This window comes from Pseudomonas sp. SID14000, assembly GCF_002165135.1.
Taxonomy (GTDB): Bacteria; Pseudomonadota; Gammaproteobacteria; order Pseudomonadales; family Pseudomonadaceae; genus Aquipseudomonas.
Map to the genome: position 1 here is coordinate 63,281 of NZ_NFZQ01000014.1, position 14,635 is coordinate 77,915.

Annotated in this window: 13 protein-coding genes and 1 tRNA gene; 3 read left to right on the forward strand and 11 right to left on the reverse strand. The window is 62.3% G+C overall.

Going from position 1 to position 14,635, the window contains the following annotated elements; genetic code table 11:
- Nucleotides 1–68: 68 nt before the first annotated feature.
- Both nadA and CAY82_RS20545 read right to left on the reverse strand, forming a co-directional pair.
- Entirely contained in the window at nucleotides 69–1,127 is a 1,059-nt protein-coding gene (nadA, locus tag CAY82_RS20540) for a quinolinate synthase NadA (RefSeq protein ID WP_019472564.1), read from the reverse strand.
- 276 nt (nucleotides 1,128–1,403) lie between these two features.
- On the reverse strand, nucleotides 1,404–2,912 hold the full coding sequence (locus tag CAY82_RS20545; RefSeq protein ID WP_087502828.1) for a YdgA family protein: 1,509 nt from the start codon (nucleotides 2,910–2,912) through the stop codon (nucleotides 1,404–1,406).
- Between the two features lie 446 nt (nucleotides 2,913–3,358).
- Here CAY82_RS20545 and CAY82_RS20550 point away from each other — a divergent pair, with 446 nt between their 5' ends.
- From CAY82_RS20550 to CAY82_RS20560, 3 genes are all read left to right on the forward strand, one after another.
- Complete coding sequence (locus CAY82_RS20550) at nucleotides 3,359–4,711, forward strand: APC family permease (protein ID WP_087502829.1); 1,353 nt, start codon at nucleotides 3,359–3,361, stop codon at nucleotides 4,709–4,711.
- Between the two features lie 66 nt (nucleotides 4,712–4,777).
- Complete coding sequence (locus CAY82_RS20555) at nucleotides 4,778–6,841, forward strand: methyl-accepting chemotaxis protein (protein ID WP_087502830.1); 2,064 nt, start codon at nucleotides 4,778–4,780, stop codon at nucleotides 6,839–6,841.
- A gap of 155 nt (nucleotides 6,842–6,996) precedes the next feature.
- Nucleotides 6,997–7,956: a cation diffusion facilitator family transporter gene (locus tag CAY82_RS20560; RefSeq protein ID WP_087502831.1), complete on the forward strand. Its 960-nt coding sequence runs from the start codon at nucleotides 6,997–6,999 to the stop codon at nucleotides 7,954–7,956.
- 103 nt (nucleotides 7,957–8,059) lie between these two features.
- On the opposite strand, the gene CAY82_RS20565 is transcribed toward CAY82_RS20560, so the two are convergent.
- From CAY82_RS20565 to tolQ, 9 genes are all read right to left on the reverse strand, one after another.
- Nucleotides 8,060–8,135, reverse strand: a tRNA-Lys gene (locus CAY82_RS20565).
- A 60-nt stretch (nucleotides 8,136–8,195) separates the two neighbouring features.
- Nucleotides 8,196–8,870, reverse strand: coding sequence for a 7-cyano-7-deazaguanine synthase QueC (gene queC / locus CAY82_RS20570; RefSeq protein WP_087502832.1), 675 nt, complete (start codon nucleotides 8,868–8,870; stop codon nucleotides 8,196–8,198).
- Nucleotides 8,871–8,887: 17 nt separating this feature from the next.
- On the reverse strand, nucleotides 8,888–9,535 hold the full coding sequence (gene queE / locus CAY82_RS20575; RefSeq protein WP_087502876.1) for a 7-carboxy-7-deazaguanine synthase QueE: 648 nt from the start codon (nucleotides 9,533–9,535) through the stop codon (nucleotides 8,888–8,890).
- A 160-nt stretch (nucleotides 9,536–9,695) separates the two neighbouring features.
- The gene (gene ybgF, locus CAY82_RS20580) at nucleotides 9,696–10,502 is read right to left on the reverse strand and encodes a tol-pal system protein YbgF (RefSeq protein ID WP_061304911.1); all 807 of its coding nucleotides are present in this window, start codon (nucleotides 10,500–10,502) and stop codon (nucleotides 9,696–9,698) included.
- 6 nt (nucleotides 10,503–10,508) lie between these two features.
- Nucleotides 10,509–11,009 (reverse strand): peptidoglycan-associated lipoprotein Pal, encoded by a 501-nt coding sequence (gene pal / locus CAY82_RS20585; RefSeq protein ID WP_015271469.1) that lies wholly within the window; start codon nucleotides 11,007–11,009, stop codon nucleotides 10,509–10,511.
- Nucleotides 11,010–11,064: 55 nt separating this feature from the next.
- Nucleotides 11,065–12,336, reverse strand: a complete 1,272-nt coding sequence (gene tolB, locus CAY82_RS20590) for a Tol-Pal system beta propeller repeat protein TolB (protein ID WP_043935851.1) — start codon at nucleotides 12,334–12,336, stop codon at nucleotides 11,065–11,067.
- Nucleotides 12,337–12,362: 26 nt separating this feature from the next.
- Nucleotides 12,363–13,472 (reverse strand): cell envelope integrity protein TolA, encoded by a 1,110-nt coding sequence (gene tolA, locus CAY82_RS20595; protein ID WP_063913018.1) that lies wholly within the window; start codon nucleotides 13,470–13,472, stop codon nucleotides 12,363–12,365.
- Entirely contained in the window at nucleotides 13,472–13,924 is a 453-nt protein-coding gene (gene tolR, locus CAY82_RS20600) for a protein TolR (RefSeq protein WP_003254760.1), read from the reverse strand. The genes tolA and tolR overlap by 1 nt, the downstream gene beginning before the upstream one ends.
- 14 nt (nucleotides 13,925–13,938) lie before the next feature.
- The gene (tolQ, locus tag CAY82_RS20605; protein ID WP_087502833.1) at nucleotides 13,939–14,634 is read right to left on the reverse strand and encodes a protein TolQ; all 696 of its coding nucleotides are present in this window, start codon (nucleotides 14,632–14,634) and stop codon (nucleotides 13,939–13,941) included.
- Nucleotide 14,635 lies beyond the last annotated feature (1 nt).

Here is a 14,635-nt window from a genome sequence, read left to right on the forward strand (position 1 = left end):
CGCCCGTGAGCGCTGCGCTGTACCTGTGGGAGCGGGTTTACCCGCGAAGAAAGCGACGCGGTACAGCGTCAGGCGTTACCGGACAACTTCAGGCGCGCCGCCTGGGTAAAGTCCAGCATCCGGTTCAGCGGCTTGATCGCCTTCGGCACCAGCGCCGGGTCGACAAAAATCTCGTTAGACCCATTACGCAGGCAATCCAGCACACGCTCCAGGGTGTTCATCGCCATCCACGGGCAGTGCGCGCAACTGCGGCACGCCGCGCCGTTACCGGCGGTGGGGGCTTCGACGAATTCCTTGTCCGGGCACAGTTGCTGCATCTTGTAGAAGATGCCGCGGTCGGTGGCAACGATGAAGGTCTTGTTCGGCAGGGTCTGGGCAGCCTTGATCAGCTGGCTGGTGGAGCCCACTGCGTCGGCCAGCTCGATCACCGCTTCCGGCGACTCAGGGTGCACCAGAATCGCTGCATCCGGGTACAGCGCCTTCATGTCGGCCAACTGACGCGACTTGAACTCTTCGTGAACGATGCAGGCACCGTCCCACAGCAGCATGTCGGCACCGGTTTGCTTCTGAATGTAACGCCCCAGGTGCTGGTCCGGGCCCCAGATGATGGTCTCACCGTTGTCCATCAGGCTTTCGACGATTTCCAGCGCGCAGCTCGAGGTTACAACCCAGTCGGCACGGGCCTTCACGGCAGCGGAAGTGTTGGCATAGACCACCACGGTACGCTCGGGGTGCTGGTCACAGAAGGCCGAGAACTCTTCCACCGGGCAGCCCAGGTCGAGCGAGCAGGTGGCCTCCAGGGTGGGCATCAGCACGCGCTTTTCCGGGGTGAGGATTTTCGCCGTCTCGCCCATGAAGCGCACACCGGCAACGATCACGGTTTCGGCCGGGTGGTTCTTGCCGAAGCGGGCCATTTCCAGCGAGTCGGACACGCAACCGCCGGTTTCTTCGGCCAGCGCCTGGATGACCGGGTCGCAGTAATAGTGGGCGACCAGCACGGCGTTCTGGGCCTTGAGCTCGGCAGCAATGGCCGCACGGTATTCGGCCTCCTGCTCGGCTGTCAGCGGGTTGGGCTGCTTGGCGTCGAGGTGGGCCTGAACCAACAGGCGTTCGGAAATCTGGGTCATGATCGCTGGACCTGCAGGCGCTTGTGCGCGTCAAATCGAGTGTATCACCCGGCCCTGACAGATCGGCTAGGGGCGCCGGACGGCACACAGGCCGCCACGGCCCTCTGCGGGCACGGATTATTATCGGAGGCCGAAGGCTACAGACAATCCAGCGATTTCTAAAGTGGTTTTTGTGTTGCCTGTGCAGGCCCTTTCGCGGGTGAACCCGCTCCCACAGGGTTGCCAAACTCCTGTGGGAGCGGGTTTACCCGCGAAGAGGCCGGTACAGGCTTTCGATCAGCCCTGCGGCGACAGGGCCGCCAGGTGCGAGGCCATGAGCATCGCGAACTCTTCCACGGTCATCTTCTTGCCGTTGAAGTCGACCATGCCATCGACATAGTGCAGGCTGCTCACCACATCATTGCCCTGCACCGTGGCCATGCCGCTCTGCAGCGCCATCATGCCGACCATTTCCCCGGCCTGGCTCGATTGCATGGCAATGGCCTGGGCGTCGGTCTGGCCATCCAGCAACGCCTGCAAGGTTGCCAGGTCACCGATCATCGGCTTGGACAACGACAGCTTGCTCTTCACCTCGGTGATCAGTTGCTTGCTCAACTGGTCAGGCGGCAGGTCGAAGCTGGCCGGGGCAGCGAAGCCCATCGACAGGTCAAAGCGGCTTTCGCCATTGGCGGTCTTGAATGACAGGTTTTCCACCGCCACCCTGGGCTTGGCAGCCAGCAGTTTCTGCAGCTCGCCCTGGAACCTGGCCTTCTCCTCATCGTCCATCTGGATTTCCGGCACCGGTTGGCCGGCGGCAGCGGCAGCCTCGAATTCCGGCAGGTGCGCCTGGTACCACGTCGACAGCGCCTGCAGCGCTGGTGCGTTGACCGAAGTGATGCTCACCGCCATTTGCGCCTTGCCCACCGCACGGCCATCCCAGGTGATATCCCCGACCTTGTACTCCACGCGGCCACCCACGGTATCCGGGCCATCGAGGGTCTGCAGGGCGTTCTGCTCCAGGCCCTTGACCACCAGCACCTGCTGCTTGGGCCCCAGGGTGACCTTGGTTTCGGCCAACGCCAGGTCGACGTTGCCCACATAGATGGCCTCGTGCGCGGTGGCCGCCAGCTTGCCGCCGACCTTCAGGCCGTTGAGCTCGAAGGTGGCAGGCGGCTGGTCATCGCGTACCAGTTTCAGCACGAAACGGTCGGCCTGGCCTTGAAAGCTCGAGGCCTTGCCTTCCTGGTCACCACCGACTTGCAGTTGCATGCCCGAGAAGTCGAGGCTGTTGCCATCCGCTTCGTCGAGTTTGACCGGCGCCAGCTGGATCTGGCTGACCACATTGCCATCGTAGCCCAGGCTGGTCTGTGCGCTGACCGGGGCCTGCTCGCCCGCGGCGGCGAACCACGGTGCGGTGGTGTCATCCTTCTGCAGCGTGCTGTTGCTGACCGCCAGCACCGGCATCAGCTTCAGCGCCTTTACCCGCGACCAAGGGAACGGGCCGTGCTCGATCTGGTCGGTCACGCCCACGTCGAAATTCACCACTTCGCCTTCGCCCAGGTTGATATCGCGGGCCTTGAGCCGGTACTGGGCGGTACTGCTGAAAAAATGCTGCTCCAGTGACACCCGCTCGATGCTCATGCTGCCACCGGTGCTTACCAGGGCCTTCTTGAGTTCGGCGTTGCTGCGCACAAGGGCGTTGTCCAGCTCCGCAGGCAGCTGCTTGCCGGTGTACCAGGCGCCAGCGGTGATTGCGGCGGCGATGGCGATAGCCAGGCCGGAAAGGATGCCAACTGATTTCTTCATGAATAGAACCGATTGCTGTCCATAAGGGCTTCGTAGGCGGCCAAGGGCCACACGGGACACCAAGATTACCACCGCAGCCAAGGCCTGGCGCTGGCCAGGCTGGATAAATCCGATTTTTTGGAAGCGCCTGACACACTAACCAAGAGAACTTGGCGCTCGTTAATTTTTATGAACACCAAAATTGATCACAGTCGCAAAAAAGCGCACAAAAACCGAACAAAACCCCACTGAAATCCGATAAATATTTCAGCTCAGCAACATCTTGTCATCTTTAACTTGACACCCAGCTACCCATCGTTTTTTATTTTCACCACTTTGCGCGCTCCCCCGCGCCCCCGCCGCTCCGACAATAAAGGTGAAAAACATGGAGCCCACCCGCTCGCCCTTGCCGCATGCGCAGTACACCGTGCCCGCCGTTCACGCCCAGCCGCAGGAGCCATGCCAGCATGCAGCCTGACCACAGCGTTTCCGGCAATGGCCAACTGCGCAAAACCCTGCGCCTCTGGCACGTGATCATCATCGGCCTGGCCTACCTGACCCCGATGACCGTGTTCGACACCTTCGGCATCGTTTCCGGGATTACTGCCGGCCACGTACCCAGCGCCTACATCCTGGCGCTGGCCGGGATCCTGTTCACCGCCGTAAGCTATGGCACCCTGGTAAGACGTTTCCCCCAGTCGGGCTCGGCCTACACCTACGCCCAGCGTGCGATCAACCCGCACGTGGGCTTCCTGGTCGGCTGGTCGTCGCTGCTGGACTACCTGCTGTTGCCAATGGTCAACGCGTTGCTGGCCAAGCTGTACTTGTCGGCCATGTTCCCGGAAGTACCGGAGTGGATGTGGGTGGCTGGCTTCGTCACCCTGATCAGCCTGATCAACATGCGCAGCGTGAACCTGGTAGCGCACTTCAACCTGCTGTTCGTGGCCGTGCAGGTGGCGATCATCGCCGTGTTCATCTACCTGTGCGTACGCGGCCTGGACCAGGGTGAAGGGCTGGGTACCGCGTGGAGCCTGCTGCCGTTCGCCGACAACCAGACCCAGCTCAGCGCACTGGCCGCCGGCGCGACCATCCTGTGCTTCTCGTTCCTCGGCTTCGACGCGGTCACCTGCCTGTCCGAGGAAACTCGCGACCCGGGCAAGACCATCCCCCGGGCCATCTTCCTCACCGCACTGATCGGCGGCCTGGTGTTCATCACCGTGTCGTACTTCATCCAGGCCTACTTCCCGACCATGTCCCGCTTCCACGACCAGGAAGCGGCACTGCCGGAAATCGCCCTGTACGTCGGCGGCAAGCTGTTCCAGTCGATTTTCATCGCCTGCACCGTGATCAACACCATCGCCTCGGGCCTGGCCTCGCAGACCAGCGTGTCGCGCCTGCTGTACGTGATGGGCCGCGACAACGTGATCCCGGCCAGCCTGTTCGCCCGCCTGCACTCTCGCTACAAGACACCGGTGCTGAACATCGCGGTGGTGGGGGTGATTTCGCTGTCAGCGATCTTCTTCGACCTGGTCACTGCCACCTCGATCATCAACTTTGGCGCGCTGGTCGCATTCAGCTTCGTCAACCTGTCGGTGATCAACCACTGCTACCTGCGCGAAGGCATGCGCCAGGGCTTGGCCAACCAGCTGACGTACCTGGTGGCGCCCACCATCGGCTTCTGCATCATCGTCTCGCTGTGGCTGGACCTGAACGCGCATTCGCTGTTGTTCGGTGGCGTCTGGGCACTGCTCGGCCTGCTGTACCTGGCCTGGCTGACCAAAGCCTTCAGGGATTCCCCGCCCAACTACATCGCTGAATGACCCACGTTGCCGGCAACGCCCGCGCCTGATCGCGGGCGTTGTATTTGTTCGAAAAGGAAAGCCCTCATGCCGCTGCGTCGCCTCTCCATCCAGTGGAAGATCACCCTGCTCGCCGGCCTGTGCCTGCTAGCCATCGTCGCCTTGCTGGTGACCACGTCGCTGGCCCAGGCGCGGCGCAGCGCAGCCCTGGTCAACCAGGCCAACACCGAAATGCTCGACAGCAGTGCACGCCTGCGCCTGCAGGCCCATGCCGAAACCCAGGCCCTGCGCATTCAGCGCTATTTCATGGACGCCTACCAGTACGGCAATGGCTTTGCCCGCCTGGTGCAGGTACTCAAGGCCCATGGCGGCAGCGACCTGCGCGCGGAGCTGACGCGCCAGGCCCGCGCCAGCCTGGCCGGCAACCCGGATGTAATCGGCCTGTACCTGGTATTCCAGCCCAACGCCCTGGGCCAGGACAGCCAGTACCTCGGCCAGGATGCCATGGGCAGCAATGAGAGCGGACGCTTCTCACTGTACTGGTCACAACCCCGCCCCGGCACCCTGGAACTTGAAGCCATGCCCGAATCGATGCTCGGTGACACCAGCATCGGCAGCAACGGCGCAGCAAGGAACCGCTGGCTGACCTGCCCGCAGGACACCGCCAGAACCTGCATGCTCGAGCCATACCTCGACGAGGTGAATGGCCGCCAGGTGCTGATGACCAGCATCGCCCTGCCGCTGCTGGAGCATGGCAAGGTGGTCGGCGTGGTCGGCCTGGACATCGGCCTGGCCAACCTGCAGCAGTTGAGCCTGGACGGCCGCCGGGAACTGTTCGATGGCCAGGGCCAGGTCAGCATCGCCAGCGCGTCCGGCCTGCTGGCCGGCAACAGCCGCGATGACAGCAAGCTCGGCGAGCCTATGGACAAGGCGGTAGCCGACGGCCTGCTGCGTGTTGCCCACCCGTTCACACCAATCCCTGATGCCGCCCCCTGGCAGGTATTGCTGGAGTTGCCGGAAAGCGTGCTGCAGGCGCCTGCCATGGCCCTCAACCAGCGCCTGGACACGCACAACCACAGCGCCAACCTCAGCAGCCTGCTGGTCGGCCTGGGTGCTGCGGTAGCTGGCTTGCTGCTGGTGTGGCTGACCGCGCGCGGCGTGACCCGGCCAATCTTGGCCGTGGCAGCGCGCCTGGAAGACATCGCCAGCGGCGAAGGCGACCTCACCCGCCGCCTGGACTATGCCCGTCAGGACGAACTGGGCCAGCTCACCGGCTGGTTCAACCGCTTTCTCGACAAGCTGCAGCCGGTCATCGCCCAAGTGAAGGGGTCACTGCAGGAAGCCCGCGGTACTGCGGACCAGTCGGCAGCCATCGCCAGCCAGACGAGCAATGGCATGCAGCAACAGCACCGTGAAATCGAACAGGTGGCCACCGCCGCCAACGAGATGAGCGCCACCGCCCTGGATGTCGCCCATAACGCCTCGCAGGCGGCCCAGGCCGCACGCGCTGCCGACCAGGCCAGCCGCGAAGGCCTGCAACTGATCGACAGTACCCGCGAGGGCATCGACCGCCTGACTGCCGGCATGAACGCCGCCATGGGCGAAGCCCGGGCGCTGGAAGGCCGCAGCGGGCAGATCGGTTCGGTGCTGGAGGTGATCCGCACCATTGCCGAGCAAACCAACCTGCTGGCGCTCAACGCCGCCATCGAAGCCGCCCGCGCAGGCGAAGCCGGGCGTGGTTTTGCGGTCGTGGCCGATGAGGTGCGTGGCCTGGCCCAGCGCACACAGACATCGGTGGAGGAAATTCGCCAGGTCATCGAGGGCTTGCAGCAAGGCACCCAGGATGTGGTGGGCGCCATGCACGAAGGCCAGCGCCAGGCGCAGGACAGCGCCGCGCGCATGGAGCAGGCGCTGCCGGCGCTACAACGTATTGGCGAGGCAGTGGCAGTAATCAGCGACATGAACCTGCAGATTGCCTCGGCGGCCGAAGAGCAGAGCGCGGTAGCCGAAGAGGTGAACCGCAATGTGGCCGGCATTCGCGATGTGACCGAATCGCTGGCAGGCCAGGCCGACGAATCCGCGCGCATCAGCCAGGCCCTGAACCGGCTGGCCAACCAGCAGCAGGCGCTGATGGAGCAGTTCCGCGTCTAACCTGTCAGGGCCAGTGCGCCTTCTTCGCGGGTGAACCCGCTCCCACAGGGTTTTGCGCCGATCTCGAAGGCAACGCCAACCTGTGGGAGCGGGTTCACCCGCGAAGAGGCCCTGACAGGCAATACAGCATCACCGTTTCTTCTAGAGCACATTTCATGCAAACCGCAACCAGATCCACCTTCTTCGACATCACCAGCGAACAGGGCCTGTTACGCACCTCGATTGCCGTGACCCTGTTCATCGCCATCATCGGCATCGCCTTCGGCCTGGCCTCCGGCTCGTTCTCCATCGTGTTCGACGGCGTCTATTCGCTGGTCGATGCCAGCATGAGCGGGCTGTCGCTGGTGGTGGTCAAACTGATTACCTCGCATACCACCAGCGCGCAGATGTCGCGCAAGCTGCGCGAGCGCTTCACCATGGGCTTCTGGCACCTGGAGCCGATGGTGCTGGCGCTCAACGGCATCCTGCTCAGCAGTGTGGCCATCTATGCGCTGATCAACGCCATCAGCAGCCTGCTGCAAGGCGGGCGCCACCTGGAGTTCGGCATCGCCATGGTCTACGCGATGCTGACCGTGATCGCCTGCGTGACCATCGCCATTGTCGAGGCCCGCGCCAACCGCAAGCTGGGCTCGGATTTCGTGCGTATGGACGTCAAGGGCTGGGTGATGTCGGCCAGCATCACCGCCGCGCTGCTGATCGCCTTCTGCTTTGGCTATGCAGTGCAGGGTACCTCGCTGGAATGGGTTTCACCGTACATCGACCCGGCGGTGCTGGCGCTGGTCTGCCTGGTGATTGTGCCGTTGCCGATGTCGGTTGTGCGCCAGGCCCTTTCGGAAATTTTCCTGGTGACTCCTGGTGACCTCAAGCTGCATGTGGATGAGGTCGCCAAAACCTTCGTCGCACGCCATGGGTTGCAGTCGTACCGCGCCTATGTGGCCAAGGTCGGGCGCTCGCGGGAGATCGAGCTGTATTTCATCGTGCCGAAGGCCATGGCCGCGAAAACCATCGATGAATGGGATGCGTGGCGTAACGAGATCGGTGATGCCGTGGGTGGTGAAGGGCCGGACCGTTGGCTGACGGTGGTGTTTACCGGGGATCCGGAGTGGGCTGAATAAGCTATCTGAAGCCTGCAGGGCCGCTCCTACAGGCGATTGCGCACACCGAGAAAACGAAAAAGCCCGCCACCGTTGCCGGTAGCGGGCTTTGACGTACTAGATATGGTGGGTCGTGTAGGATTCGAACCTACGACCAATTGGTTAAAAGCCAACTGCTCTACCAACTGAGCTAACGACCCGTTGGATGGCGCGTATAATACTGATTTCTAACGGGAAATCAATACCCCATCAAAGTTTTTTCAAAAATATCGCGTCGGGTCTGCGACACCGGCTGCCTTGAAGCCGTCGGCACGCAGGCGGCAGCTGTCGCATTTGCCGCAGGCACGGCCGTCATCGTCGGCCTGATAGCAGGAAACAGTCAGGCTGTAGTCCACGCCGCGGGCCATGCCGGCCTGTACGATCTGCGCCTTGCTCATGTTCTGCAGCGGCGCCTGGATACGGAAGCCCTGCCCTTCGACACCGGCCTTGGTCGCCAGGTTGGCCATGCGCTCGAAGGCTTCGACGAACTCGGGGCGGCAATCGGGGTAGCCGGAGTAATCCACGGCGTTGACGCCAATGAAGATGTCGCGGGCTTCCAGTACTTCTGCCCAGCCCAGGGCCAAGGACAGGAACACGGTGTTGCGCGCCGGCACGTAGGTGACCGGGATGCCTTCACCCGGGGTTTCAGGCACGTCGATGCTGCTGTCGGTCAATGCCGAGCCACCGATACCGTTCAGGTTCAGGCCAATCACCTTGTGCTCGACCACGCCCAGGTCACGGGCAACGCGGGCGGCGGCGTTCAGTTCGGCGCGGTGGCGCTGGCCGTAGTCGAAACTCATGGTGTAGCAGCTGTAGCCTTCGGCCTTGGCCATGGCAACCACGGTGGCCGAGTCCAGGCCGCCGGACAACAGGATTACTGCGCGTTTGTCGGTCATGTGTGCTTGCTCCTCAATCAACGTCCGGGTTCGTCGTTCCACAGCAGCTTGTGCAACTGCAACTGGAAGCGTACGGGCAGGTTGTCGGCGACGATCCAGTCCGCCAGGTCACTGGCGTTTACTTGGTGGTGGCTGGGCGAGAACAACACCTCGCCGGCACGCTCGGCCAGGTTGTACTGGATCAGCTTGGAGACCGCCCAGTCGTAGTCCTCACGGGAACAGATGACGAACTTGACCTGGTCGTTGCGGGTCAACAGCTCGATGTTCTCGTAGCGGTTACGGTGCGACTCTTCGGAACCAGGGGTCTTCAGGTCGACCACGCGGCTGACGCGGGTGTCGGTGCCGGCAATATCCAGCGCGCCGCTGGTTTCCAGCGACACCTCGTAACCGGCGTCACACAGGCGCTGCAACAGCGGCAAGGCGTTGGGCTGGGCCAATGGCTCGCCACCGGTAACGCAGACATAACGCGGCTTGTAGCCGGCGACCTGCTCAAGGATCGAATCGAGGGTGCGAAGGGTTCCGCCACTGAAGGCATAGGCACTGTCGCAGTATTGGCAGCGCAGGGGGCAACCGGTGAGGCGCACGAATACCGTGGGCAGCCCAGCCGTTCGCGTTTCACCCTGCAAAGAGTAAAAGACTTCGGTGATGCGTAATGTGTCTTGCATGGTCGCCACGGGCGTGACAGCTAAACAGGCTGCCCGCCTCCGTCAGGCACTGTCGCGGACTCGACATAGCGTTATCCGCAGCAGCGTGTTTACGAAAAAAGGGCAATGATTCTAACGAAAAAACCCGCGACAGGCGCGGGTTTCTTTCAAACGTTACTGCTTAGAGCTTCTGCAGGTCACGCTGGGCCAGTTGCGCGGCCGAGGTGCCCGGGTACTGGGTGATGACCTGTTGCAGGATACCCTTGACCTTGTCGGTGTGGCCCATGCGGCGCTCAACGTCGGCCAGCTTGTACAGCGAATCCGGCACCTTGCTGTGCTTCGGATACTTCTGGCTGACCTGGGCGAAGGCCTGGCTGGCGGCTGGCAGGTCGCCCTTGGCCAGGTTCACCTCACCCAGCCAGTACTGGGCATTGCCGGCATACTGGCTGTTGGGGTACTTGCGCAGGAAGGCGTTGAACGCCTGGCTGGCCTTGTCGAAGTCTTTCTGCTTGATCAAGTCGAAAGCGGCATCGTAGTAGAGCTTTTCTTTCGCCGGATCACCGGGCTCGCTACTGGCGGCCGGTTGTTGCGCAGCAGCGCCTGCTGCTGCATCGGGGGAGGTACTGGATGCACCACCACCGGAGGAATTGTCAGGGGTCGCGGCAGGTGCGGCGCCACTGTTGATGCGACGGTCCAGGTCCTGGTAACGCTCCAGGTTTTCCTGCTTCATGCGCGACACATCGTTCTGCAGCTCTTCGATGATGCCTTGCTGGCGGGAAAGCTGATCCTGCATCTGTTGCAGCTGCATGAACAGCTGGCCCTGTGCAGAGGCAGGGGCCGAAGCCCCTGACCCGGCATAGGCGCCGCTCGTGCCATAACCCGCAGGCGGATAGCTGCCTGCGTTGTCATCAACTACAGGAACCTCAGCCCAGGCCGCGAGCGGCAGGCTGAGTGCGAGGACGGTTACTACACGACGGCACATACGCATAAGAACTTACTTACGCAGTTCTACGCGACGGTTCTGAGCCCAGGACTGCTCGTCGTTGCCAGTGGCAACCGGACGCTCTTCACCGTAGGAGACCAGTTCCAGCTGAGCAGGGGAAACGCCCTGCAGAACCAGGTAGCGCTGAACGGCCTTGGCACGACGCTCACCCAGAGCCATGTTGTACTCGCGGGTGCCGCGCTCGTCGGTGTTGCCTTCCAGGACAACGCGGTTGCCGTTGGCTTTCAGGTCCTTGGCGTGAACGTCCAGAGCGCGCATGGCTTCTGGCTTCAGGTCCGAGCTGTCGTATTCGAAGTAGAAGGTGGTGATTGCGCGCAGGGCAGCTTCTTCGCTCAGGGAGCCGTCAACAGCGCCAGCGTTGGCACCGTAGCCAGCGTTCGGATCTACAGCAGCGCCTTCGCCTGCGTTGTCACCGCCCTTCGAGGAGCAACCTACAGCTACGGCCATGGCCAGAGCCAGCGCAGCAAATTTACCAAACTTCAGCATTTCCATCGTGAAACTCCTAATGAAACCCCAGTGTGTTAAGCAAAAAATTATTACGCCGCAATCAGTTCAGGTAAGGGGACCAGGACGGTTCTCTGACTTCGCCTTGAGCGGTAGGAAGTGGGAGCCTCACGCGGCCATTAAGCGACACGAGCATCAAGACTCCCCGGCCCTGCTGGCGGGTGGCGTAGATTAGCATGGTGCCGTTTGGCGCAACAGTGGGAGACTCATCAAGACTCGTTTCCGAGAGAATCTTTACACTTCCGCGTTGCAAATCCTGGGCCGCAACTTTGAAGTTGGTGAAGCCCTGCTGGCGATGGATCATCACCAGGGTCTTTTCGTCCGCCGACAGTTTCGGGTTGGCGTTGTAGTTACCCACGAAAGTTACACGCTCGGCACCACCGCCACCGATCGACTGCTTATAGATTTGCGGCTTGCCGCCACGATCGGAGGTGAAGTAAAGGGTGTTGCCATCCTTGCCCCAGAACGGCTCGGTGTTGATGCCTGGGCCAGCGGTGACGCGGGTGATCTGGCGCGAAGCCACGTTCATCACGTAGATGTCCGGGTTGCCGTCCTTCGACAGCACGAACGCCAGGCGCGAGCCGTCCGGCGACCAGGCTGGCGCGCCGTTCAGGCCTTCGAAGTTGGTGACCTGCTCACGGCGACCGGTATCGATGTGCTGGACAAAGATGCGTGGGCGCTTCTGCTCGAAGGAGACATAGGCGATACGCTTGCCATCCGGCGCAAAGCGTGGCGACAGGATCGGTTCACGCGATTGCAGCAGGGTGACCGCACGTGCACCGTCGTAGTCCGAGCGCTGCAGGGTATAGCGGGTGTTGTTGGTAGAGAAGCGCTCGGCCGTCACGTACAGCATGCGGGTGGAGAACGCCCCCTTGATGCCGGTGAGCTTCTCGAACGACTGGTCGGAAATGTAGTGCGCCATGTCGCGCAGCTGATCGACGCTGCCCGCCACGCTGCCGGTCAGCACTTGCTGCTCGGTGGCGACGTTGAACAGTGCGTACTGCACCTGCAGGCGACCGCCCGACGGCACGATGCTGCCGACCATCACGTACTGCGCGCCCAGCGCTTTCCAGTCACGGAAGATCACTTCGCTGGCCTGCGACGGCTGGCTGATCATGTTCTGCCGCGGAATCGGCGAGTAGTAGCCGGAGTTGCGCAGGTCGTTGCCGATGATATCGGCCATGTCTTCCGGCAGCACGCTGCCGCCCTGCAGACCAAACGGCACTACCGCGATGGGCGTAGCCCGATCGCTGCCGCTGGTGACCAGGATGTTCTTTTCCTCTGCAACGGCCATGCCTGCCACGCAGCAGAGCATGACCAGCAGTCCTCTCAGACGTTTAATCACAACGCTAGATCCTCAGGTGTAAATGTCATCTTGAACGAACGATATTGGTTGAAATCGCTCGGCTTCATACCCTGCATCTCGGTCAAACGACCAATGTTCTTCACCGCAGCCACCGCCGAACTGTCGTACGGGCCGTCACCACTGGACCGGGCCACGCTGACGTTGGTGATGGTACCGTCCGGCAACATGTTGATCTGCAGGACCACCGTCATGCCCTTGCGCGCGGAAGGCGGACGCGCCCAGCCCTCGGCCGCGCGCAAGCGTATGAGGTCGTCGAAGTCGCCGGCCACCTGGTCACCCTGCTCGTCGGCCAGCGCCTGCTGCCGTTCGGTGGTGTCGGACAACAGCTCGGCCAGGGCCTGGGCTTTCTTGTCTTCCGCCGCCTTGCGGGCCGCTTCCTGTGCCTTTTTCTTCTGGGCATCTGCAGCGGCCTTTTTCTTGGCCTCTTCAGCTGCCTTCTTCTTCGCTTCCTCGGCCGCTGCTTTCTTCTTGGCGTCCTCGGCGGCTTTCTTCTTGGCCTCTTCGGCTGCCTTTTTCTTGGCATCCTCGGCGGCTTGTTTCTTCGCCTCTTCAGCGGCCTCTTTCTTGGCCTCTTCCTCGGCTTTTTTCTTGGCTTCTTCCTCGGCCTTCTTCTTGGCGATGTCGGCCTGCTGCTTCTCGGCAGCCTTCTTCGCCTCTTCGGCCTTCTTGGCTTCGGCTGCTTTCTTGGCCTCGGCGGCCTTGGCGGCTTCAGCAGCTGCCTCGGCTTTCTTGGCTTCGGCGGCCTCGCGGGCCTCTTCGGCCTTTTGAGCAGCGTCGGCTTTCTTTTGTTCCGCGGCCTTCACGGCCTCCTGCTCGACCTTCTTCTGTTCCAGCTGCTCGACCTCGGTCTGACGCGAAGCGGTTTTCTTCGCTTCCCCCGCAATCTTCTGATTGGTCTGGGTGGTTGCCTGGCTCTTGGACTTGAGCTGGTACAGGGTAGCCTGGACGATCGGCTTGGATGGTGGCAGCTCAGGCGTCATGGCAAAACTGACGAACAGCAGGGCGAACACCAGCACATGCAGGCCGATGGCCCAGACACTGGGCCAGAAGTAGCTTTCCGAGGCGGATGGCTCTCGCTGTTGCATCAGGGCGCCTCGGTAATCAGGCCAACGTTACCGACACCGGCCTTCTGCAACCCGCCCATGGCACCCATGACCGCGCCATAGTCGACAGCCTTGTCGCCACGAATGAACACCTGGGTCTGCTTGCCCTGGTCACGGCCGGCAGCGATGATCTTGGTCACCGCGTCGGTCATGGCAGGCAAGGTCATGGCCTTGTCCATCTGCTTGTCGGTATCGACTTCGCTGCCGAGGTTCCAGTAGTAGGTCTTGTCGGCCTTGATGGAGATGGTGAGGATCTGGACGTTGTTGTCCTGCGGCAAGGCTTCACTGGAAACCTTGGGCAGGTCTACCTTCACGCCCTGGTTGAGCATGGGCGCCGTCACCATGAAGATGACCAGCAGTACCAGCATCACGTCGATGTAGGGCACCACGTTCATCTCGGCGACGGGCTTGCGTTTGTGGCGAACTCGGGCCATGGGCTTCTACCTGATTACTCTTCGCTGGTGTGCACTTTGCGGTGCAGGATCGCCTGGAACTCGTCGGCGAAGGTGTAGTAACGGCCGATCAGCACTTCGCTGCGGGCCGAGAAGCGGTTGTAGGCGATGACCGCCGGGATTGCCGCGAACAGGCCGATGGCAGTGGCGATCAGCGCTTCGGCGATACCCGGGGCAACCGTGGCCAGGGTAGCCTGCTGGGCGCTGGCCAGGCCGCGGAAGGAGTTCATGATGCCCCATACGGTACCGAACAGGCCGATGTACGGGCTGGTCGAACCGACGGTGGCCAGGAACGGCAGGCTCTGCTCGAGCTTTTCTTCCTCGCGCGAGATGGCTACGCGCATGGCACGGGCAACACCCTCCATGACTGCGTCCGGGTCGACGCCCGGCTGCTGACGCAGGCGCGAGAATTCCTTGAAGCCGGCACGGAAGACCTGCTCGACCCCGGAGTCCGGGTCCGGGTTGCTGCCTGCCTGTCGGTACAGCTTGGACAGGTCGATGCCCGACCAGAAGCGCTCCTCGAAGGCATCCAGCGCACGACGACCGGCGCGCAGCATGGTGCTGCGCTGGAAGATCATGATCCATGAGGTGACCGAGGCGGCCACCAGGATCAGCATTACCAGCTGTACCAACACGCTGGCATTGCTGACCAGACTCCACATGGAGGTATGGTCGACGACGTTAGCTTCCACG